General features: G+C 71.2%; 21 protein-coding genes. 7 read left to right on the top strand and 14 right to left on the bottom strand.

The annotated features are described in order from the left end of the window. Positions 1–33: 33 nt before the first annotated feature. The gene (locus CLT68_RS32570) at positions 34–222 is read right to left on the bottom strand and encodes a hypothetical protein (RefSeq protein ID WP_143743178.1); all 189 of its coding nucleotides are present in this window, start codon (positions 220–222) and stop codon (positions 34–36) included. A 152-nt stretch (positions 223–374) separates the two neighbouring features. Here CLT68_RS32570 and CLT68_RS13970 point away from each other — a divergent pair, with 152 nt between their 5' ends. Further along, a complete protein-coding gene (locus CLT68_RS13970) occupies positions 375–623 on the top strand; it encodes a DUF2277 family protein (RefSeq protein WP_088946765.1) in 249 nt (82 codons plus the stop codon). A gap of 65 nt (positions 624–688) precedes the next feature. On the opposite strand, the gene CLT68_RS13965 is transcribed toward CLT68_RS13970, so the two are convergent. Then, positions 689–1,168, bottom strand: a complete 480-nt coding sequence (locus tag CLT68_RS13965) for a hypothetical protein (protein ID WP_088946764.1) — start codon at positions 1,166–1,168, stop codon at positions 689–691. Positions 1,169–1,419: 251 nt separating this feature from the next. Beyond that, on the bottom strand, positions 1,420–2,409 hold the full coding sequence (selD, locus tag CLT68_RS13960; RefSeq protein WP_099851356.1) for a selenide, water dikinase SelD: 990 nt from the start codon (positions 2,407–2,409) through the stop codon (positions 1,420–1,422). 195 nt (positions 2,410–2,604) lie between these two features. Between selD and CLT68_RS13955 the strand changes: the two genes are divergently transcribed. From CLT68_RS13955 to CLT68_RS13940, 4 genes are all read left to right on the top strand, one after another. Continuing rightward, entirely contained in the window at positions 2,605–3,360 is a 756-nt protein-coding gene (locus CLT68_RS13955; RefSeq protein ID WP_099851354.1) for an amino acid ABC transporter ATP-binding protein, read from the top strand. Positions 3,361–3,417: 57 nt separating this feature from the next. Further along, a complete protein-coding gene (locus CLT68_RS13950) occupies positions 3,418–4,353 on the top strand; it encodes a glutamate ABC transporter substrate-binding protein (protein ID WP_099851352.1) in 936 nt (311 codons plus the stop codon). Positions 4,354–4,432: 79 nt separating this feature from the next. After that, complete coding sequence (locus CLT68_RS13945) at positions 4,433–5,089, top strand: amino acid ABC transporter permease (RefSeq protein ID WP_099851350.1); 657 nt, start codon at positions 4,433–4,435, stop codon at positions 5,087–5,089. Between the two features lie 43 nt (positions 5,090–5,132). Beyond that, positions 5,133–6,005 (top strand): amino acid ABC transporter permease, encoded by an 873-nt coding sequence (locus CLT68_RS13940; RefSeq protein ID WP_099857129.1) that lies wholly within the window; start codon positions 5,133–5,135, stop codon positions 6,003–6,005. Between the two features lie 339 nt (positions 6,006–6,344). On the opposite strand, the gene rny is transcribed toward CLT68_RS13940, so the two are convergent. From rny to CLT68_RS13900, 8 genes are all read right to left on the bottom strand, one after another. Beyond that, positions 6,345–8,111, bottom strand: coding sequence for a ribonuclease Y (gene rny / locus CLT68_RS13935; protein WP_099851349.1), 1,767 nt, complete (start codon positions 8,109–8,111; stop codon positions 6,345–6,347). A 570-nt stretch (positions 8,112–8,681) separates the two neighbouring features. After that, complete coding sequence (locus tag CLT68_RS13930) at positions 8,682–9,440, bottom strand: 3-keto-5-aminohexanoate cleavage protein (RefSeq protein WP_099851347.1); 759 nt, start codon at positions 9,438–9,440, stop codon at positions 8,682–8,684. A gap of 30 nt (positions 9,441–9,470) precedes the next feature. Continuing rightward, positions 9,471–10,160 carry a regulatory protein RecX gene (locus CLT68_RS13925; protein WP_088946756.1) on the bottom strand — a complete coding sequence of 230 codons (690 nt, stop codon included), beginning with the start codon at positions 10,158–10,160 and terminating at the stop codon, positions 9,471–9,473. Positions 10,161–10,174: 14 nt separating this feature from the next. Beyond that, positions 10,175–11,221 carry a recombinase RecA gene (gene recA / locus CLT68_RS13920; protein WP_053656326.1) on the bottom strand — a complete coding sequence of 349 codons (1,047 nt, stop codon included), beginning with the start codon at positions 11,219–11,221 and terminating at the stop codon, positions 10,175–10,177. Between the two features lie 183 nt (positions 11,222–11,404). Then, entirely contained in the window at positions 11,405–11,605 is a 201-nt protein-coding gene (locus CLT68_RS13915) for a DUF3046 domain-containing protein (protein WP_030489422.1), read from the bottom strand. Positions 11,606–11,610: 5 nt separating this feature from the next. Next, entirely contained in the window at positions 11,611–13,002 is a 1,392-nt protein-coding gene (locus tag CLT68_RS13910) for an MFS transporter (protein WP_088946755.1), read from the bottom strand. Positions 13,003–13,233: 231 nt separating this feature from the next. After that, entirely contained in the window at positions 13,234–13,938 is a 705-nt protein-coding gene (locus tag CLT68_RS13905; RefSeq protein ID WP_099851346.1) for a UdgX family uracil-DNA binding protein, read from the bottom strand. Between the two features lie 299 nt (positions 13,939–14,237). Further along, on the bottom strand, positions 14,238–15,578 hold the full coding sequence (locus CLT68_RS13900; protein WP_099851344.1) for an aminotransferase class I/II-fold pyridoxal phosphate-dependent enzyme: 1,341 nt from the start codon (positions 15,576–15,578) through the stop codon (positions 14,238–14,240). A gap of 36 nt (positions 15,579–15,614) precedes the next feature. Here CLT68_RS13900 and CLT68_RS13895 point away from each other — a divergent pair, with 36 nt between their 5' ends. Both CLT68_RS13895 and leuE read left to right on the top strand, forming a co-directional pair. Further along, positions 15,615–16,856 carry a bifunctional pyridoxamine 5'-phosphate oxidase family protein/GNAT family N-acetyltransferase gene (locus CLT68_RS13895; protein WP_099851342.1) on the top strand — a complete coding sequence of 414 codons (1,242 nt, stop codon included), beginning with the start codon at positions 15,615–15,617 and terminating at the stop codon, positions 16,854–16,856. 10 nt (positions 16,857–16,866) lie between these two features. Next, on the top strand, positions 16,867–17,526 hold the full coding sequence (gene leuE / locus CLT68_RS13890) for a leucine efflux protein LeuE (protein WP_099851339.1): 660 nt from the start codon (positions 16,867–16,869) through the stop codon (positions 17,524–17,526). A gap of 13 nt (positions 17,527–17,539) precedes the next feature. Here leuE and CLT68_RS13885 read toward each other — a convergent pair whose 3' ends face one another. The 3 genes from CLT68_RS13885 to CLT68_RS13875 all read right to left on the bottom strand — a co-directional run bounded on the left by CLT68_RS13885 (position 17,540) and on the right by CLT68_RS13875 (position 21,077). Further along, positions 17,540–18,472 (bottom strand): sporulation protein, encoded by a 933-nt coding sequence (locus tag CLT68_RS13885; protein WP_099851338.1) that lies wholly within the window; start codon positions 18,470–18,472, stop codon positions 17,540–17,542. A 132-nt stretch (positions 18,473–18,604) separates the two neighbouring features. Then, on the bottom strand, positions 18,605–19,669 hold the full coding sequence (locus CLT68_RS13880) for a hemolysin family protein (RefSeq protein WP_088946749.1): 1,065 nt from the start codon (positions 19,667–19,669) through the stop codon (positions 18,605–18,607). Positions 19,670–19,721: 52 nt separating this feature from the next. Then, entirely contained in the window at positions 19,722–21,077 is a 1,356-nt protein-coding gene (locus CLT68_RS13875) for a hemolysin family protein (RefSeq protein WP_099851336.1), read from the bottom strand. Positions 21,078–21,193 lie beyond the last annotated feature (116 nt).

Below are 21,193 nucleotides of genomic sequence, written 5' to 3'. Positions count from 1 at the left end.
CGCTCCGGGCGCACCGCACCGGCAGACCATCGCTCAGATGGACGAGTTGAAGGCGGCGACGGGCACGCTGCCGGACGGCACCGATTGGCCCGCGACGACGCGCCTGCGGATCGCCTCGATCAGATCGGCGTGCTCGACGGCGATCCGATCCAACGGGGTGTGCAGGCTGCGTGCGAGGTCATCTGGGTCGGGACGGGGTGAGCGGGTGGTGGCATGGTCCACAATGAGTCTCCGGGGGCCCGGGGCGCTGGTGGCGCGAGCGGCGAGAATGGCTCGAAAGGCTCTGGTCCGTGACCAGGATAGACAAATATCGACCCAGTGTCACCGTCGGTACAGCCATCGGCACCACGAGTGGCAACCCGAGAGGAGCGCACATGTGCCGGAGCATCAAGACCTTGCGTGAGCCGTTCACCCCGCAGGTGACCGACGCGGACGTCGAGGCGGCGGCGTTGCAGTACGTCCGGAAGATCTCTGGCTTCCGGGCGCCCGCCGCGCACAACGCCGCCGCGTTCGACGCCGCGGTGGCCACCGTGGCCGAGGCGACCCGCACCCTGCTCGACCAGTTGGTGGTGCGGGGTGCCGGCTCGGGCACCCCGGACCGGCAGGCCACCGCCTCCCACTGAACGCCAGCCCTGTCTGACGGACCGGCGCGGCACCCCGGCCGACCGGGACCTGACCCTGGAGAGGGTCAGGCCGCGGCGAGCGCCGGGGCGACCGTGTCGGGCGCCCAACGTGAGCGGTGACACTGCGACCAGCCCCGGCAGCCCGGGTCGCCCAGCGTGCAGAGCCGCCACCTGCTGAGCACCTCACCGTCGTCGGTGTCCCGCACGTCGAAATGCACCGGACGGACCGTGCCGTCCGGAGCCACGAGCAGGTGCCGGCCCGCGTCGAGCGTGTCGTCGCGCAACAGGCAGTTGCGGCCCAGCAGTCGTGCGAGCGCGGCGATGCTGGCGTGCTCGGGGAGCTGATCGGGCACCCCGTAGCAGTCCACCACCGTCGCGAACTCGCCCGGCGCCTGCCAGACGTCACACACCACCGCGTACGCCGGCAACCGGGCCGGGTCGGCCACCGCCAGCGGCATCACCACCCGGCCAAGCGCCTCGGCCAGCGCCGGGTAGACCTCCACGGGTTGAGCCCCGTCGATTCTCCAGTTCCACAGCTCGGTCATTCCGCCTCCTCGCTGCGTTCGTCCCCACCGGCCTCCGAATCGGGCCTTACACACGATGGTGGGGGGCATTTGACCCCAGCCGGGGGCAAGTTACCGGTCTGTGACCATTCCGGGCAAAATTTCCCTGAGCAGCATTGCTCGGAGTAGCGGGAAGGTGACAGTTTATCGGGTATGGTGCCCGATCCGCACCATCGCAGCCGCGTGTCCGACGACCACAACCGCAGGTCGAACGATGTGCCGGCCGGGTTGGGTCAGCGCAGGACGACGAGGTGCTCGCCCCGGGGCAGCAGCTCGCCCACCACTGGCGCGCCGGGCACCTCTCCGGCCACCAGCAGGCCGCCGGAGGTCTGCGCGTCGGCCAGCAGCAGCCGTTCGCCCTCGCCAGCCGCTCCGAAATCGGTCCACGGGGTCACCCACTCCAGGTTGCGCCGGCTGCCGCCACTGACGTGGCCGTCGCGCAGCGCCTCCCGCGCCCCCGCCAGGTAGGGCACCCGGGCCGTGTCGATGGCCACGGTGACCTGGCTGGCCCGGGCCAGTTTCGAGGCGTGCCCGAGCAACCCGAACCCGGTCACGTCGGTGCCACAGCGGATGCCGGCGGCGACCGCCGCGCGGGCGGCGTCCCGGTTGAGGGCGCTCATCGTGGCCACCGCCTCCGGAAAGCTCTCGCCGGTGGTCTTGTGCCGGGTGTTCAGCACACCGACCCCGAGGGGCTTCGTCAGGGACAACGGCATCCCAGCCCGCCCGGCGTCCAGAGTGATGAGCTCGTCCGGCCGGACCGTGCCGGTGACCGCGAGGCCGTACTTCGGGCCGTCGTCGTCCACGCTGTGCCCACCCGCCAGGTGGCAGCCGGCCTCCCGTGCGACGTCCTGCCCCCCGCGCAGGACCTCGCCGGCCAACTCCATCGGCAGCACGTCGCGCGGCCAGCAGAGCAGGTTGAGCGCGATCAGCGGGGTGCCGCCCATCGCGTACACGTCGGAGAGCGCGTTGGCCGCGGCGATCCGACCCCAGTCGTACGCGTCGTCGACCACCGGGGTGAAGAAGTCGGCGGTGCTGACCAGGCCGGTCCGCTCGTCCAGGCGCACCACCGCCGCGTCGTCGCCGTGATCCAGCCCGACCAGCAACTCGGCGGTGCCGGTTGCCGGGCCGAGACCGGCCACCATGATCTCCAGCTCGCCCGGCGGGATCTTGCAGGCGCAGCCGCCGCCGCGGGCGTAACGGGTCAGCCGTACCGGTTCGGTCATCCACCCATGATCGCGACAAGGCGCCACGATCGCCACCGTTGTGGCCCTTACGGTGACCAGAATCGGACGACCGAGGCCGATCATGGCCGGTGTTACCGCTCCGTGACCCGCTGAGTTGCATTCCGCCACATCAGGCCGCCTACAGTGGCCGCACCGGGGGTCAACCGACCCCGATCCGGGAGATGACAGGGGACGGTGGACGACGTGACGACGGGCGAACCGCTCATCGTGCTGGACGCGGTCAACAAGTGGTTCGGGCCGCTGCACGTGCTGGACGACGTCTCGCTGTCGGTGGGTCGGGGCGAGGTGGTCGTGGTGATCGGCCCGTCCGGCTCCGGCAAGTCGACGCTGTGCCGCGCCATCAACCGACTGGAGCCGATCAATTCCGGCACCATCACCTTCGACGGCCAGCCGCTTCCGGCCGAGGGCAAGCCCCTCGCGAAGCTGCGCAGCGAGGTGGGGATGGTCTTCCAGTCCTTCAACCTCTTCGCGCACAAGACCATCCTGGAGAACGTCACCCTCGGCCCGATCAAGGTCCGCAAGGAGAAGCCGACCGCCGCCCGCGAGCGCGGCCTGGCACTCCTCGACCGGGTCGGCATCGCCAACCAGGCGGACAAGTTCCCCGCCCAGCTCTCCGGCGGTCAGCAGCAGCGGGCGGCCATCGCCCGGGCGCTGGCCATGCAGCCCAAGGCGATGCTCTTCGACGAGCCGACCAGCGCGCTGGACCCGGAGATGGTCGGCGAGGTGCTCGACGTGATGACCTCGCTGGCCAGCGACGGCATGACGATGGTCGTGGTCACGCACGAGATGGGCTTCGCCCGGCACGCGGCGAACCGGGTCATCTTCATGGCCGACGGCAAGCTCGTCGAGGACGCGTCCCCGGCCGAGTTCTTCGAGAACCCGCGCAGCGACCGGGCCAAGGACTTCCTCTCCAAGATCCTCACGCACTAGGCGTCCGTAGTGGAGCATGCCGAACCTTGGTGGGCTCCGTTGAAGAAGGAGAAAAGTATGCGTATGAAGCGCGTGGCGGCGGTCGCCATGATGGCCTCCCTCGCCCTGTCGGCCGCGGCCTGCGGCAAGGAGGGCGAGCCGACCCCGAGCGCGGGCGGAAGCGCCTCCGGTGGCGCCCAGTCCGACACCTGCCAGGCCTCCGGTGCGACCTTCACCCCGAAGACGGACGCCGCTGTCGCCGGCAGCCCGACCTTCGAGAAGATCAAGACGGCGGGCAAGGTCTCGGTCGGCGTCAAGTTCGACCAGCCGAACCTCGGCTACAAGGACGCCCAGGGCAAGCGGTGCGGCTTCGACATCGAGATCGCCCAGTACGTGGCGAGCACGCTGGGCATCGACCCGGCGAAGATCGAGTACAAGGAGATCGCGTCGGCCAACCGGGAGACCGCGATCAAGGGTGGTGAGGTCGACTACTACGTCGGCACCTACTCGATCACGGACAAGCGCAAGAACGACATCTCCTTCGCCGGTCCGTACTTCGTCGCCGGCCAGGACCTGCTGGTCCGCAAGGACGAGACGTCGATCACGGGCAAGGACAGCCTCAAGGGCAAGAAGGTCTGCTCGGCCACCGGCTCGACCCCAATCCAGAAGATCCGGGACGAGGGACTGACCGAGGCGAACAACATCGTCGAGTTCAAGACCTACTCGGAGTGCGTCTCGCAGCTGCTCGACAAGAAGGTCGACGCCGTCACCACCGACGACGCCATCCTCAAGGGCTACGCGGCGCAGAGCCCGACCGAGCTCAAGGTGGTCGGCCAGCCGTTCAGCACCGAGAAGTACGGCATCGGCCTGCCGAAGGACGACAAGGCGCTGCGCGATTACGTCAACAACCAGATCGAGGCGTCGTTCGGCAACGGCACCTGGCAGAAGATCTACGACGGAACGCTCGGCAAGTCCGGCTCGGCGGGCACCCCGCCGACCCTCGAGCGGTACTGACCGACCGGCTCGACACGAGTTACGGCGCCGGGCGGGGCTCGTCCCCGTCCGGCGCTCGTCCGAGGACTGAGAGCGAGGCATGGGCGAGTTCTTCCGCGTACTGACGGACAACGGGCAACTGTTCGTTGACGGGTTCACCAACACCGTCAAACTTTTCCTGATCGCCGCGGTCGGCAGCCTCGTCCTCGGCACGCTGCTCGGCGCGATGCGGGTCTCCCCCGTGCCGGCGCTGCGGGCGTTCGGCGCCACATACGTCAACCTGGTGCGCAACACCCCTCTGACGCTGGTCTTCGCGTTCCTCGTGTTCGCGGTGCCGAAGCTGGACGTCAACATCGACTATTTCGCCAGCGCCGCCATCGCGCTGACGGTCTACACCTCGGCGTTCGTGTGCGAGGTGATCCGCTCCGGCGTCAACACGGTCGCCGCCGGCCAGGCCGAGGCGGCCCGCGCGCTGGGCATGACCTTCGGTCAGGTACTCACGCTCATCGTGCTACCGCAGGCGCTGCGGGCGATGGTCCCGCCGATGATGAGCGTGTTCATCGCGATGCTGAAGAACACCACCATCGCCGCCGGTTTCTCGGTCCTGGAGGCCGGCGCGATCCCCGCGTACATGGCTGAGCGGGGCGAGCCACAGTTCGCCGTCCTGCTCTGGATCACCATCGGCTTCCTGATCCTGATCCTGCCGCTCGTGACCCTGCAGCGGTTCCTGGAGCGCAAGTGGAGGATCGCCCGGTGAGTGAGCTTGCGACCCCCGCAGTCGCGAACGAGAGGTGGCTGAGTTGAGCCAGGCGTCGATCCTCTACGACCTGCCCGGGCCCCGTGCCAAACGGCGTAACGCGATCCTGGGCGTGGCCTCCACCGCCGGCATCATCGCCCTGCTCGCCTACATCGGCTACAAGTTCGCCGACACCGGCCAGTTCGAGTCCCGTAAGTGGGAGCAACTGCAGTACGCGTCGGTGCAGCGCGAGCTGCTGGGCGGACTGTGGGCCACGCTCAAGGCTGCCGGCATCGCTGCGATCCTGGCACTGCTCTTCGGGGCGGTCTTTGCCAGCGCCCGACTGAGCGACAAGTGGGTTCTGCGCACCCCGGCCACCTTCGTGGTGGAGCTGTTCCGGGCGATTCCACTGCTGATTCTGATCTTCTTCGGGTACTACGTGCCGCTGCAGTACGGCTGGTCGATCGACAAGCTCTGGGCGTTGGTCATCGGGCTGGTGCTCTACAACGGCTCGGTGCTCGCGGAGATCTTCCGGGCCGGCATCAACGCGGTCCCGTACGGGCAGACCGAGGGGGCGTACGCGGTCGGTCTGCGCAAGAACCAGGTGCTACGGCTGATCCTGCTGCCGCAGGCGGTCCGGGCGATGCTTCCGGCGATCGTCAGCCAGCTCGTCGTGCTGCTCAAGGACACCGCGCTGGGCTTCATCATCACCTACCCCGAGTTGCTCTTCGTGGGTAAGCAGATTGGCGGCCGATTGCCGTTCGGCCTGCCGTACGTGCCGACCTACCTGGTCGTCGGAGCGATCTACATCGCCATCTGCGGTGCGCTGTCCGCCCTGGCCTGGTGGTTGCAGAAGCGGATGGCCCGGACTCCACGGACGGCGGCAAAGGTGCTACCCGCACAGGACGCGGGCGAAGACGCCGCCCGGATGGTGTGACCAGTTGGTCCTGTTTCCGGTCCCCTCAGGACCGGGCGTTGGTATCTGCCGGAGCGGCGCAGGGATGTGACCACAGGTCATTTCCTGCGCCGCTTAGGTACGAGCTGTGCATGTCAGTCGTGTGCTTTCCGCTACGACGATGCCCGAGCTGATCGCCGCCAGAACGAATCCGGTGCTGACCAGGCTACGAACTGACCTTCTACGCATAGTGCCTCCCGTCCCTCTTGCGACGCTTTCGACGCAATGAGACACAAGAATGTAGAACTATGCTGATCATGCCGATGCCGTTACAGCTGAGACTTCACCCCAGGTCTCGCCCCGCCGCCCCTTGTCGAGACATCAACGGGCGATCTCGGTGACCCGGGACTCGCGGACCACGGTGACCCGGATCTGACCCGGGTAGGTCAGCTCCTCCTCGATCTGCTTGGCCACGTCCCGGGCCAGCACTGCCGCCCCGATGTCGTCCACGTCGTCCGGCTTGACCATCACCCGGATCTCCCGGCCGGCCTGCATGGCGAAGACCTTGTCCACGCCGAGCTTGCCGGCCGCGATCTCCTCGATCCGCTCCAGGCGCTTGACGTACGCCTCAAGACTCTCCCGACGCGCGCCCGGCCGACCGCCGGAGCAGGCGTCGGAGGCCTGGGTGAGGACGGCCTCGATGGTCTGCGGGGGCACCTCGTTGTGGTGCGCCTCGATGGCGTGCACCACGTCCTCGTGCTCGCCGTACTTGCGGGCCAGGTCCGCGCCGATGATGGCGTGGCTGCCCTCCACCTCGTGGGTGAGCGCCTTGCCGATGTCGTGCAGGAACGCCGACCGTTTGATGATGGGCACGTCCAGTCGCAGCTCGGCGGCCATGATGCCGGCGATGTGCGCGGTCTCGACCAGGTGCTTGAGCACGTTCTGCCCGTACGAGGTGCGGTAGCGCAGGCGGCCGAGCAGGGTCACCAACTCCGGGTGGATCTCGGTGATGCCGACCTCGACCAGGGCGTCCTCGGCGGCGCGGTGGCAGAGCTGCTCCACCTCCTGCCGGGCCAGGTCGTAGACCTCCTCGATCCGGTGCGGGTGGATCCGCCCGTCCAGCACCAGCTTCTCCAGCGTCAGCCGACCCACCTCCCGGCGGACCGGGTCGAAGCAGGAGAGCAGCACCGCCTCGGGGGTGTCGTCGATGATCAGGTTGACGCCGGTCACCGACTCGAAGGCGCGGATGTTGCGCCCCTCCCGGCCGATGATCCGCCCCTTCATCTCGTCACCGGGCAGGTGCAGGACGCTGACGACGCTCTCCGCGGTCTGCTCGCTGGCGACCCGCTGGATGGCGTCCACCACGATGTGTCGGGCCCGCTGCTCGGCGGTGTTGCGCGCGTCGGACTCGATGTCCCGCACGAGCAGCGCCGCCTCCCGCTTGGCAGACGTCTCGATCGCCTCGACCAGCTCCAGTCGCGCCGAGTCGGCGGTGAGCCCGGCGATCCGTTCCAGCTCCCGGCGACGCAGCTCCTCCGACTCGGTCAGCTCGGCCTCCCGCTGGGCGAGCGCGGACTCCCGGGCCGCGAGGGCGGCCTTCGCCGCGGTGAGCTGCCGCTCCCGCTCGGCGAACCGCTCCACCTCCTCGGTGTGCATCCGCTCCCGCTCGTCCATCCGGGCGGCCCGGCGCTCCACCTCCGCGGCCTGCTCCCGGGTGGTGGCGGCGAGCACCGCGACCTCCCGCTCACCGCTGCGCCGGGCTGCCGTCCGCAACTGCTCGGCGTCCGCCTCGGCCTGCTTGTGGGCGCGCTCCAGAACGGTGTCCGCCTCGGCGCGGGCGTCGTCGAGGACCCGGCGTGCCTCGGCGCGGGCCGCCTTCGCCTCGGCCTTCGCCGCCGCCGCCTCGGTACGGGCCGCCGCAGCGGCGGACTTCGCCACGTCGATCGTGCTGTTCACCTCGTCGGCCGCGGTCCGCAGGGCAGCGAGGGACTGCTCCTGACGGTCCTTCTCGGCGATGAAGGCGGGATCCTCCGGAGCCGGCGCGGCGCCCATCCGGCGCAGTGTCCGGATGCCCACCAGCACGGCCCCGATCACCACCACCGCGAGGACGAGGACGGCCGCGAGGAGCACGACGTCGAAGGCGTTCATGCCGGGACCCCGTCGGGTCTACCGGTGAACCTGTGCCGCCGCCCCGCCATGGCCGCCTCCCCTAAGGTCGAGACCGCAGCGACCGTGCCGGGGCACACTCCTGCGGCTGTGGACGCCCGACCGGAGCGGCTGGCCGTGGGTAGCTCTCTCCGCCGGCGGTGCCCGCGGGCAACGTCGGCGACCGGGTGCAGTTGTCGCGGCGTTCCGGAACGGCCTGTCCGGAGTTGCCGCCAAAGGCCGCGGAGTCGGCCAAAGTGATGCTGTCTTGTTACGCGATCTATGTTGTGCGCTTAGCCTGCAATGGTCGGGCAATGTGAGCCTGTATGGCGAGGCTAGGTCGCCGGGGGTGTTCTGGTCAAGGACTCATGATCAAACCCCCCGAACGGAGCGAAGTTGCGGTGTCACTCCGAGCTGATGCCGTGTCGGACACGACGGGACAAACACGGCGAGTCACTGGCGCTGATCCGGATGTCGTGCCTGATCAGCGACGGCATCGCCCCGCGTCGAGCCGACTTTTGTGACACCAGCGACCCTGCTGACCCGAACGCCCGGGCTGGTGGGAATCTCAGCTCAGCGAGCGCCGACGGCCAGCGCGGCGGTGACGAGCGCGGCGTTGCCGGGTGCCGGCGTGCCGTCGGGCAGCAGGAGCGTGTCCTCCAGCCCGATGCGGGTGTGCAGCCCACGGCTGACCGCCTCGGCGAGCACCGCCCAGGTGGCCGGGCCCTCGGCGTGCAGCAGCACCGGTGGAGCCACCGCGCCCTGCGGCGAGCGTGCCGCTGACGGCGATCCGGTGGGCGCCCCCGTCAACGACGGCAGCGCCGCGAGTATCCGCGCCGCGTCGGCCACCGCGACCGGCGCCTCCTCCGCCATGCACTCGACGAGGATCCGCCCGACCGGCACCCGCCAGGACCGGTACGCCTCGACGGCGTCGAGCGTCCAGAGCCCCACCTCGACGAGCACACCCCGCTCGTGCAGGGCAGCGGCGACGGCCTCGGCGCCGGCCTCGTGCGCGTTGACCGAGGCGAAGTCGGGCAGCACCGCCCAGGCTCGGACGGCGGCCACCCGGGCGGCCGGATCCGGCTCGATCCACGCTCCGGTGCTCACCCCCACCGGCAGCCCCGGCCGGGCGGCGCGGATCGCGGTGAGCGCGTCGGCGATGACCTCTGGGCGCAGCGACTCGACACCGGACGCGTCTCGGGGATGGACGTGCACAGCCGCGACGCCGAGCGAGGCGCAACGGGCCGCGTCGGCGGCCAACTCCGCCGGGGTGACCGGCACCGCAGGGTGGGCGTCACTGTTGCGCCCACCGTTCAGACACGCCTTCAACATCGGACCACCCCACAGCACCCAGCGCGACTCTCAGTCGACCGGACGGTTGTCCCGGTCCAGCTCACCCTCGGCGTCGGCGAGCGCGTCGGCGTCGATCTGCTCGGCGAACTCGGCCGCCTCGGCGCTCTGCGCGGCCAGCGCGTCCTTCACTGCCCGGATCGCCACGCCAGGCGGGTAGCCCTTGCGGGCCAGCATGCCCACCAGCCGACGGAAGACCGCGTCGGGCTCACCTCGGGCGGTGCGCAGCTTGCGCTCCACGAGGGTGCGGGCGGTGTCGGCCTCGGTCTCCTCGTCCAGCTCACCGAGCGCCTCGGTGGCCACCTCGCCGTCCACACCCTTGCGGCGCAGCTCGTTGGCGAGCGCCCGGCGAGCCAGGCCTCGCCCGGTGTGCCGACTGGACACCCAGGCTCGGGCGAACGCGGCGTCGTCGATGATGCCGACCTCGTCATAGCGGTCGAGCACCTCGGCCGACACCTGCTCGGAGATGCCCCGCTTGGCCAACGCTCCGGCCAGCTCGGCCCGGGTGCGTGGCCGGACGGCGAGCTGGCGCAGACAGATCTCGCGGGCCATCTCCGACTCGTCGCGGGGTGGGGACGCCGGTTTGTCCGCCTGCGGCTCGGCCTGGCGGCCCCGTCGAGGACGGGGTGGGTCACTGGCATCGCCCGTACGAGGCGGACTGGCATCCCAGCCCCGCCCCGTACGGGCGCGTCGTCCTGCCATGGGTCAGCGACCGATCAGAAGTCGACCGGCGGCAGCTCCGGGCCACCGGCGGCGTCACCCGCGCCGACCCCGACGCCGAGCTTCTCCAGGATCTTCTTCTCGATCTCGGCGGCCACGTCCGGGTTTTCCTTCAGGAACTCCCGAGCCTTTTCCTTGCCCTGGCCGAGCTGGTCGCCGTCGTACGTGTACCACGCTCCGGACTTGCGGATGATCGCCTGCTCCACGCCGACGTCGATCAGCGAGCCCTCACGCGAGATGCCCTTGCCGTACATGATGTCGAACTCGGCCTGCTTGAACGGTGCGGCGACCTTGTTCTTCACGACCTTGACCCGGGTGCGGTTGCCGACCACGTCGGTGCCGTCCTTGAGGCTCTCGATGCGTCGCACGTCGAGCCGGACCGAGGCGTAGAACTTCAGCGCCCGACCACCGGTGGTGGTCTCCGGGCTGCCGAACATGACGCCGATCTTTTCCCGCAGCTGGTTGATGAAGATCGCCGTGGTGCCGGTGTTGCTGAGCACACCGGTGATCTTCCGGAGTGCCTGGCTCATCAGCCGGGCCTGGAGGCCCACGTGGCTGTCGCCCATCTCGCCCTCGATCTCGGCGCGCGGCACCAGGGCCGCCACCGAGTCGATCACGATGATGTCGATCGCGCCGGAGCGGATCAGCATGTCCGCGATCTCCAACGCCTGCTCACCGGTGTCCGGCTGGGAGACGAGCATCGCGTCGGTGTCGACCCCGAGGGCCTTCGCGTACTCCGGGTCGAGCGCGTGCTCGGCGTCGATGAAGGCGGCGATGCCGCCGAGCCGCTGCGCGCTGGCCACCGAGTGCAGCGCCACCGTGGTCTTACCGCTGGACTCAGGACCATAGATCTCGACCACCCGGCCGCGCGGCAGGCCACCGATGCCGAGGGCCACGTCGAGCGCGATGGAGCCGGTCGGAATGATTGCGGTCTGGACGACCGGCCGGTCACCCAGCCGCATCACCGAGCCCTTGCCGAATTGCTTGTCAATCTGAGCGAGAGCAAGGTCGAGTGCCTTCTCCCGGTCAGGCCCTGCTGCCATGTTTGCCACCCCTGCCTTCGCCGGCGTCTTTGCTGAGCTTCGCGTCACGCGGACACGCTAGGCGCTAGGTCCGACAGAAAACCAGCCGACGGGCCGCGAGCTGTGGACGAGCACCCAGCTGTGGACAGTAGCCGAACAGGTGTACGACTCGGCAAGCGACACGCGGAAGGGCGAAAAGGCTGCTCAGCGTAGTCGGGCGGGCACTCGATCGGGATACGCGGCACAGACCGCCCGCCACACCACGTGCGTCTGCTCCCCCGACGCCAGTGCCTGTTCGATGGTCCGTCCGCCGAGCTGGGACAGCACCTGGTCGCGGGCGATGCTGGCCGCGTAGCCGGGCCCGAACGCCTCATCCAGCCGCGTCCAGAAGTCGGTCAGCCGCACAGTGATCAGCCCTCCTCGTCCGGTGCCCCGGTCGGCACCGGGCGCAACGCTAGCGCCACCAGGGGCACCGCGGCGACCGCCGCGAGCAGGGTGAGCACCGGATAACCGGCGAACTGCATGACAAACCCGCTCACCACGGCGGCGGCGGCCCCGGCCAATCCCATGATCAGGTCGGAGAACCCCTGGACGCTCGGCCGCACACCGGCCGGCACCGACTCGGACAGCAACGTCGAACCGGCCACCATCGTCCCCGACCAGCCCAGCCCGAGCAGGACCAGACCCACCGACAGCCGGGGTGTGTGGTGCCCGGCGGTGCCGGCGACCGCACATGCGGCCAACAGCAGACCGACCCCACCGAGGATCACCGCCCGCCGGCCGAACCGGTCGGTGAGCCAACCCACCACCGGGGAGAACGCGTACATGCCCGCGATGTGCAGACTCAGCACGATGCCGACCAGCCGCAGCACGTCGGCGTCGGCGTGCGACTCGCCGAGCCGGACCGGGGTCATCGCCATCACCGCCACCATCACCAGGTGACCCACCGCCACGGCGGCGATGCCGAGCCGGGCCGCGGGCCGCCCTCGTACCACCGACCAGGCCGTCCGCATCCCGGCGGCACGCGGCGCGCGCACCTTGACCGGCGCGGTGGCCGGCGTCACACCAGCGCCAGCCGCCGGCGCCTCGGCCGCCACGGCGGTCGCCGGCGCGTCGGCTGCCAGCGGCGGGCCGGCGGTCGGTGCGTCGGCCGCCGCGAGCCTGCGCGCGGTGAGCAGCGGGTCGGGCCGGAGCAACCCGAGGAGTACGACGGCAGCCAGCACGAACGCCGCCGCGCTGAACGCGAACGGGCCGGCCAGCGGAGGCAGCCCCCAACCGGTGGTGACCCGGTCGGCCAGCGCGGCGAAGTTCGGCGCGGCCACCGCACCGATGGTGGTGGCCCAGACGATGAGGGAGAGCTGCCGGCCTCGACGGGCCGGCTCCGCGAGGTCCACAGCGGTGTAGCGGGCCTGGAGGTTCGCGGCGGTGCCACCGCCGAAGAGCAGCATGCCGAGGAAGAGCAGCGGCACCCAGCGGGTGGCCGCGGCCAGCACCACCAGCACGCCGCCGACGGCACCGATCGCGTACGCCAGCACCAGGCCCGGCCGGCGACCGTGCCGCGCCATGATCCGGGTGACCGGGACGGCGAGCAGCGCGGCGCCGACCACCCCGGCGCTCTGCGCGACACCGGCCACCGCGGTCCCGGCGATCCGTGCCGCGAGCAGCGCGCCCACGGCGATGCCGATGGTCACACCGATCCCGCCGATGATCTGGGTGGTGAAGAGCAGCCGCAGGGTACGCCGCTGGATCGACGCGACGTCGGGTCGGGCGACGGTACGCGGCGCGGTCAGGTCGGTCGCCATCGGCGCTCCTCAGGAAGGGATGACCCATCCTCGCGCACTCGCACCGACCAGCGGCAGTGGGTTTTGCCGACAGCAAAACCCACCGCCCGGCGACCGCCGGCCCGCCCCAAAATCTGCGCAACTTCGGTGAAGTTGCTGTGTCAGCGCGCCCGGAAGCAGCACTTTCCCCGATGTTGTGCGAGCGGTGGTTCTACTCGCGCGGTCGCGGCGACGGTCGGCAGAGCCGTCGGGCTAATCGGGCAGGGCCCGGGTGACGACGCTGAGGTCGGCGACCAGGCCCTCGTACGCCTTGTCCTGGTCGTCGGCCCGCAGGACGGCGGACGGGTGGATGGTGGCCAGCAGCCGAGCCTGCGGCGCGTCGGCCCGCTTTCCTGCGTTGTCCACCGGCACCTGCTCGAAGTCTGCGGGGTGTTGGGCCGACTCCGGCCAGGGCAGCAGCTCGCCCCGCTGCCGGGTGACCCGGAAGGACGGGCCGAGCAGCGCCTTGGCGGCGGTCGCGCCGAGCACCACCACGATCTCCGGACGCAGGCGGGCGAACTCCGCGACCAACCAGGGGCGGCAGGCGGTGATGTGCGCCTGGTCGGGGGTCTGGTGGATCCGCCGCTTGCCGCGCAGTTCAAAACGGAAGTGCTTAACGGCGTTCGTCAGGTAGAGGTGACCCGGGTCCAGCCCGGCGTCGTCGACCGCACGGCGCAGCAGCCTGCCGGCGGGGCCGACGAAGGGCAACCCCTTCTGGTCCTCCATGTCGCCGGGCTGCTCGCCCACCAGCACCACCCGGGCGCTCTCGTCGCCCCGGCCGAAGACCGTCTGCGAGGCATCCCGATAGAGCTCACAGCCCCGACAACCGCCGGCCGCGGTGCGCAGCTCGTCGATGGTGTCGGCATCGGGCGGGATGAACCGCTGGGCGCCCGGGGCGCTGTCGGTCTGCTCAGCCATGCGGACTGTTATATACCTGTTCGATGCTTCGTGCCGGGTACGCCCCGGCGCGGTGTCGCCCGCCGACGCGCGTCAGTACCCGTTGCCGCCGCCGTCGCCGCCGGAAGAGATCGCGATCAGCACGATGACGATGATGATGATCGCCAACGCCACCGCGATCCAGATTCCCTTGCGCGCCCCACCTGAAGCCATGACCCCCACCTCCGGCGGCCCGCATACCCGTCCCGTCCGCACCGAATCACCGCAACCGCGCACTTTCCTGCCGCAACCTGCCGGCCGTGCCTCGGGACGAGGTCTGGTCAGGTGGGGAAGCCCGGTGGCGGGGTGGGGTTGGTGGCGTGGGCCAGGGCGGCGGCCAGGGGTGCCAGGTCGTCGGCGTCCAGTGAGCTGACGGTGACGCGCAGGGCTGGCGGGGCGGCGATCCGGTAGAGGGCGCCGGGGGCCACCGCCCAACCGGCGTCGCGCAACGCGGTGACCGCGCTGGTCTCGTCCTGCACCGGCAGCCAGACGTTGATGCCGCTGCGGCCGTGCGCGCTCAGGCCGTGCTCCGCCAGCGCGGTCAGCAGGCCTTCGCGCCGCTGCTCGTAGCTCTGCGCCGCCCGCCGCACCAGCTCGTCGACCGCCGGGTCCCGCCAGAGGGCGAGGACCAGCCGTTGCAGCACCGTGGAGACCCAGCCGGCACCGACGCGCGTCCGGCCGGCCACCCGGGCCACAGTGGTCTCGTCGCCGACCAGCACCGCGAGCCGCAGGTCGGGGCCGAAGGGTTTGCTCACCGACCGCAGGAAGGCCCAGCTCGCGGTCGCCCCGGCCAGCGGGTGCAGGGGTACGCGGGCCAGTTCGGCGGCGTGGTCGTCCTCGATCAGCAGCAGGTCCCGCCGGCCGGCGAGCAGCGCCCGCAGCTCCTCGGCGCGGGCGGCGGAGACGGCTGCGCCGGTCGGGTTCTGCGCCCGGCTGGTGACCACCAGCGCCCGCGCTCCGGCGGCGAGCGCGGCGGCCACCCCGGCCACCAGCGGGCCCTCGTCGTCCAGCGGTACGCCGATCGGGCGCAGCCCCAGCGCGGCGACCAGGTCCAGCAGGTTGGCCCAGCCCGGGTCCTCCACGGCCACCGCGTCGCCGGGACGCAGATGGGCGCCGAGCAGCCGCTCGATGCCGTCCAACGCGCCGCCGGTGAGGGTGAGTTCCCCGGCCGGTACGCCGTCGGCGCCCAGTCGGGCGCGAGCAGCCTCGGCCAGCTCGGGCAGGACGCCGGCATGGGAGTAGCCGACCGGCGGGCCGGCGTCGGCGGCGAGCGCCGCCAGGTGCGGGCCGAGCGGCGGAAGCAACCGGGGGTCGGGTTCCCCCCGGGACAGGTCACGGGCTCCGGGTAACGGGGCAGGACGCAGCGCGGAGCGGCGGGCGGCCACCGGTGGGCGGGGGCGTACCCGGGTGCCGTGCCGACCGGCGGTGGCGAGCAGACCACGCTGGCGCAGCTCCTGGTAGGCGCGGGCGACGGTGGCCGGGCTGACGCCCAGCTCGGCGGCGAGTGCCCGCACCGGTGGCAGCGCGGCCCCCGGAGGAAGGGCGCCCGTACGGATGCCTGACTCGATGCTGGCCGAAATCTCGACGGCCGTCGTACCACTGAGCTGATAGCGTGCTGACACAAACAAGAGATTGTACTAGAACAAAGGGGCGCGCGCATGTATCCACCCACCGCCCGGACCACACCCCACCGTTCCCGCGACAAGATGAGCTACGACCGGGCCGCCGCACACGCCGTGCTCGACGAGGCGTACGACTGCGCGCTCGGCTTCACCGTCGACGGCCAGCCACGGGTGCTGCCCACCCTGCACGTCCGTATCGGCGACACGCTCTACCTGCACGGCTCCACCGGCAGCCGGCCACTGCTCGCCGCCCGGGGTGAGGGTCTCCCGGTCTGCGTCGCGGTGACAGTGCTCGACGGGCTGGTCTACGCCCGGTCCCAGTTCCACCACAGCGCCAACTACCGCTCGGTCGTCGCGCACGGCACCGCCCGACTGGTCACCAACGAGCGGGAGAAGCTCGCCATGCTCACCGCGCTGGTGGAGAAGGTCGGCGCGGGACGCAGCACCCAGACCCGCCCGCCCAGCCGGCGGGAGTTGGCGGAGACCGCCGTTTTGGCGTTGCCCCTGCACGAGGTGTCCGTCCGGGCCCGCAACGGTGGGGTGCGCGAGGACGAGGACGACCTGCACCTACCGCACTGGGCCGGGGTGCTGCCGCTGCGGCTGACCGCCGGGCAACCCGAGCCCGACGCCGGAGTCACCGCACCACTGCCGGCGTACCTGCGGACGGCCCGCACGCCCTGGCACGACCCCGTGACGCTGCACGGCGAGCACGTCCGGCTGGAGCCGCTGGACCTGGCGCACGCCGACGAGCTGCACGCCGCCACCGACGACGCGGAGGTGTGGCAGCACCTCGGCGGTACCCGGCCCAGCACACCGGGCGAGACCGCCGAGGTGATCGGCACCGCCCTGGCCGCCCAGCACCGGGGCGAGCGGGTGGCCTGGGTGCAGCGGTGTGCGGCGACCGGAGCGATGGCCGGCACCACGTCCTACTACGAGATCGACCCGCAGCGGCGCTCGGTGGCGATCGGGCACACCTACCTCGGCCGGCCCTGGTGGCGTACCGGGATCAACACCGAGGCGAAGTTGCTGCTGCTCAGCCGGGCCTTCGACGACCTGGGCGCGGTACGGGTGGCGTGGCACACCGACATCCGCAACGTCCGCTCCCAGGCGGCCATCGAACGCCTCGGCGCGACCCGGGAAGGGGTGCTGCGGATGCACCGGCAACGCCCGGACGGCTCCTGGCGGGACACCGTCCAGTACGCGATGACCGTCGACGAGTGGCCGAACGCACAGGCCACGCTGCGAGAAAGACTTCTGCGGACGGCACCGGTGGCGTGATGATGGCGGCGTGCTGGGGATCACCGACATCTGGACGTACGTGCTGGGCACCGTGGCCATCATTCTGCTGCCCGGGCCAAACTCACTCTTCGTGCTCTCGACCGCGGCCAAACGGGGTGTCGCGGTCGGCTACCGGGCCGCCGCTGGCGTGTTCGTCGGCGACTGGGTGCTGATGTTCCTCTCCGCCGCGGGGGTGGCGTCGCTGCTCAAGGCGTACCCCCCGTTGTTCATGGTGATCAAGTACGCGGGTGCCGCGTACCTCGGTTATGTCGGGGTGACGATGCTGCTCGGCGCCTGGCGGCGCTGGCGCGACCGCAACGACCCGAGCACGCCGCGGCTCATCGACGCCGCGGAGCCGGCGGCGATGCGCAGCCCCTTCCGCAAGGCGCTGGTGATCAGCCTGCTGAACCCGAAGGCGATCCTGTTCTTCATCTCGTTCTTCATCCAGTTCGTCGACCCCGGCTACGCCTGGCCGGCGCTGTCGTTCCTGCTGCTCGGCCTGATCGCCCAGGTGACCAGCGCGCTGTACCTGACCGCGTTGATCTTCGCGGGCACCTTCCTGGCCGCGCAGTTCCGCCAGCGCCGCCGCCTGGCGGCCGGCGGCACCACCGCCGTGGCAGCCCTGTTCCTGGCCTTCAGCCTCAAGCTGGCCACAGCCAGCGCCGGCTGACCCGGCTGCGGGGTCAGGTGCCGTCGCCTCCGCCGGAGCCGCCTCCTCCCACGCCGGCGCCGCCGGCGGTGCCGCCGAGGCCGTAACCGGGTCGGATCGGCTCATCGGGGTGGCGGCTGACGTGGGCGGACCCCGCGATCTGCGCGGACCAGTCGGCGTGCGCGGCCGCAGCGGCGTGCCGGTTGATCGCCTGCCGGATCCAGCCGTCAACGGTGGCGACCCAGTCCCGCCGCTCGGCGTCCTCGTGCCAGATCCGGAACCGGCTGATGCTCTGGTGGGTGATCCCGGCCAGCGCCAGCCGACGATCCATCCAGAGGATCGCCTCCAGGCCCGCCGAGTTCGTCACGAAGATCACCTCCAGCTCGGTGATCGGGCCGGCGTAGAGCGGCCCCACCCAGTAGCCCCAGCGCTGGTGCAGGGGCAGGGTGTGCTCCACCCCGGGCAGCCCACCCTGCAGCAACCCGGACTGACGGATCATGAAACCGAGGGTGTCCAGCGCCGCCAGCACGTGCTGCTGCGTCGGGAGGGGATGCACGAAGACCGGCACCATGGCGCCCTGGTCGAGATCGGGGTCGAGGGACACCTCGGTCCGCAGACCCATCCGCAGGCTCAGCAGCGGCACCCCGCCGAACGTGGTCACCGGGGTCTCCCAGGGCAGCGGCAACGCGAAGTCGACCGCCCGCCGCCGACCAGCGGGCACGACGAACCGGCCGGCGATCGGTAGTTGGTGGAACTGCATGAGACGCCGGGGGGCCGCCGGGTCGTCCGGTTCGACGGTGGTGACGAGACCGAGCCGGATGTGCCGCACCAGCACGTCCTCCGGGCCGGCCGCGAGGGTCACCCGCCCCGGCAGGCGCAGGCCCGGCCGGGTGCTCGGGTTGGGGAGCGTGGTCTGCACGGACAGCCCGGTCCCGCCGGACTGCGGGGACACTCCCGTCAACCGCACCGCGCGCCCCCTCCCGGGACGGGGCCCCGCCGGCCCCACCAGACGCGCCTACCCGGTCGGGGTCGGCTCAAGCCCGCTGCCGTGCCGACCGCTGACCCGGCCGCACTTCGTCAGTGCGGCCGGGTCGGCAGGTCAGCGCAACCGACGCCCGCGCGGGACCGTGTCGGTCTCGTCGTCGAACTCGCCGATGACCTCCTCCAGGAGGTCCTCCAGCGCGACGAACCCGATCGGCCGGGCCGGGCCACCGCCGTTGCGCACCAACGCGAGCTGCGACTGCCGCGCCCGCATCGCCGCCACCGCCTCGGTGACCGAGGACGTCGCCGGCAGGGTGAACGCGGGTGTCATCAACTCGCCGGCGGTGGCGACGCGACCGGTGGTGACCACCCGCACCGCCTCCCGGACGTGCACGAGGCCGCAGACGTCGCCCGCCTCGTCGAGCACCGCGAGCCGGGACCGCCCGCTGTCCCGGCTGACCTCCTCGATCCGCCCGGCCGGGTCGTCCCGACGGACGGTCACCATGGTGGCGAACGGCTCCATCACCTGCGCCACCGACGTGCCCTGCAACTCCAGCATGCTGGTCAGCAGCTGGTGCTGCTCGGCGCCGAGCAGCCCGTGCTCACGGGACTGCTCCAGCAGGATCCGCAGCTCGTCCGGGCCGTGCACCTGGGCGAGCTGGTCCTGCTGGTTGACCCCGAACAGCCGCAGGATCGCGTTGGCCAGGGCGTTGAGCGCGGACAGCACCGGCCGGGACACCCGGGCGAAGGCGCGGAACGGCAGAGCGAGCAGCGTCGCCGAGCGCTCCGCGTCGGTGATCGCCCAGGACTTCGGTGCCATCTCCCCCACCACTAGGTGCAGGAAGGTGACCACCCCGAGGGCGAAGATCAGGGCGATCAGGTGACTGGCCGCGTCCGGCAGGCCCACCGCGTGCAGCAGGGGGCTGAGCAGGTGCTCGATCGCCGGCTCGGCCAACGCGCCGAGACCCAGTGTGCACAGCGTGATGCCGAGCTGCGCCCCGGCCAGCATCAGCGACAGCTCGCGGACGCCGTCCAGCGCGGCGCGTGCCGCCCGACCACCGTTCGCCGCCGCCTGCTCCAGGCGGTAGCGCTTGCTGGCCACCAGGGCGAACTCGGCGGCCACGAAGAACCCGTTCAGCGCCAGCAGGACCACCGAACTGAACAGCGCGATCCCGGGGCTCATCGGTGCCTTCCTTCATTCGCGACTGCGGTGCTCGCAAGCTCACTCCTCGCGCTCACGCGCTCACCCCCGGTTTGGTGAGCTGAAGCCGCACCGAGTCGGCCACGTGCCGGTCCACGGCCAGCACCTCGACCAACGCGCGGGGCTCCGCCTCGTCGACCTCGCCGTCCGCCCCCTCGGGTTGCAGGCTGATCTCCAGCCGGTCACCGACCTCCGGCACCCGACCCAGCTCCCGCATCACCAACCCGGACAGGGTGTCGTACTCCGGGGCCTCGGGCAGGGCGATGCCGGTGCTGTCGGCGACCTCGTCGATCCGCCAGCGGGCCGGCACCACCCAGGACCCGTCGTCCTGCCGGGCGGGTGCCCGCTCCGGTGGGTCGTCCTCGTCCCGGATCGGGCCGACCAGCTCCTCGGCGATGTCCTCCAGCGTGATCACGCCGGCGAAGCCGCCGTACTCGTCGACCACACACGCCATCTGCCGATGACCGGACCGCAGGCGGTCGAGCACCGTGGGCAGGGGCAACGTCTCCGGTACGAGCAGCGGCGGCCCCGCCACCGCACTCACCGGGGTGGTCGCCCGCTCCCCCGGGGGTACGCCGAGCACGTCGGCGATGCCGACGACACCGATCAGGTCGTCGACGCCCTCCGTACCGCGTACCGGGAAGCGGGAGTGGCCGGTGTCCAGCAGCTCGACCACCCGGCTGACCGGCTCGTGCGCCCGTACGGTGTGCACGTCGACCCGGGGCACCATGGCCTCCCCGGCGGTCAGCTCCCGAAAGTCCAGACCTCGGTCGAGCAGCGTGGACATCTCGACGTCGAGGCTGCCCTCCTCGCGAGACTCGGCGATGATCTGTTCCAGGTCCGCCGGAGTGGCGCCGCTGGGCAGCTCCTCGATCGGCTCGATGCCGATCCGGCGCAGCAGGCGTATCGATGCCCGGTCGAAGAGGTGGATCAGCGGCCCGGCGACGGCCAGGTAGATCAGGGTGGACCGGCTCAGCGCCCGGGCCAGTTGCTCGGCCCGCGCGATGGCCAGGTTCTTCGGGGCCAGCTCGCCGAGGACCATCTGCACGATGGTGGCGATGACCAGGGCCAACGCCACCGAGAGCGGCAGGCTGACCGTCTCGCTGACACCCGCCACGCCGAGCAGGTCGGCGAGGCCGCCGCCGAGGAACGGCTCGGCGACGTAACCGACCAGCAGGGCGGTGACGGTGATGCCGAGCTGGGCGCCGGAGAGCATGAAGGAGAGCCGGCTGGTGACGGTCAGGGCCCGGGCGGCGGCGGCGTCGCCGTCATCGGCAAGCTGGCGCAGCTTGCCCCGGTCCACGGCGACATAGCCGAACTCCTGCGCCACGAAATAGCCGGTGGCGGCAGTGAGGAGAGTAATCAGAAGAAGACCAACGACGATCAACACGGGTCGCTCAGGGCTCCCGGGGTCGTCGGTACGGGGATATGCCGGGCACGACCCGGCTGGCTACTGCTGCCCTCCTGGGCAGAAGAGTCGATCATGCCGCCATTTTATCGCCGCTG

The sequence above is a fragment of the Micromonospora sp. CNZ299 genome, from assembly GCF_002754415.1.
This window is presented reverse-complemented; position numbering and strand designations above follow the sequence as displayed.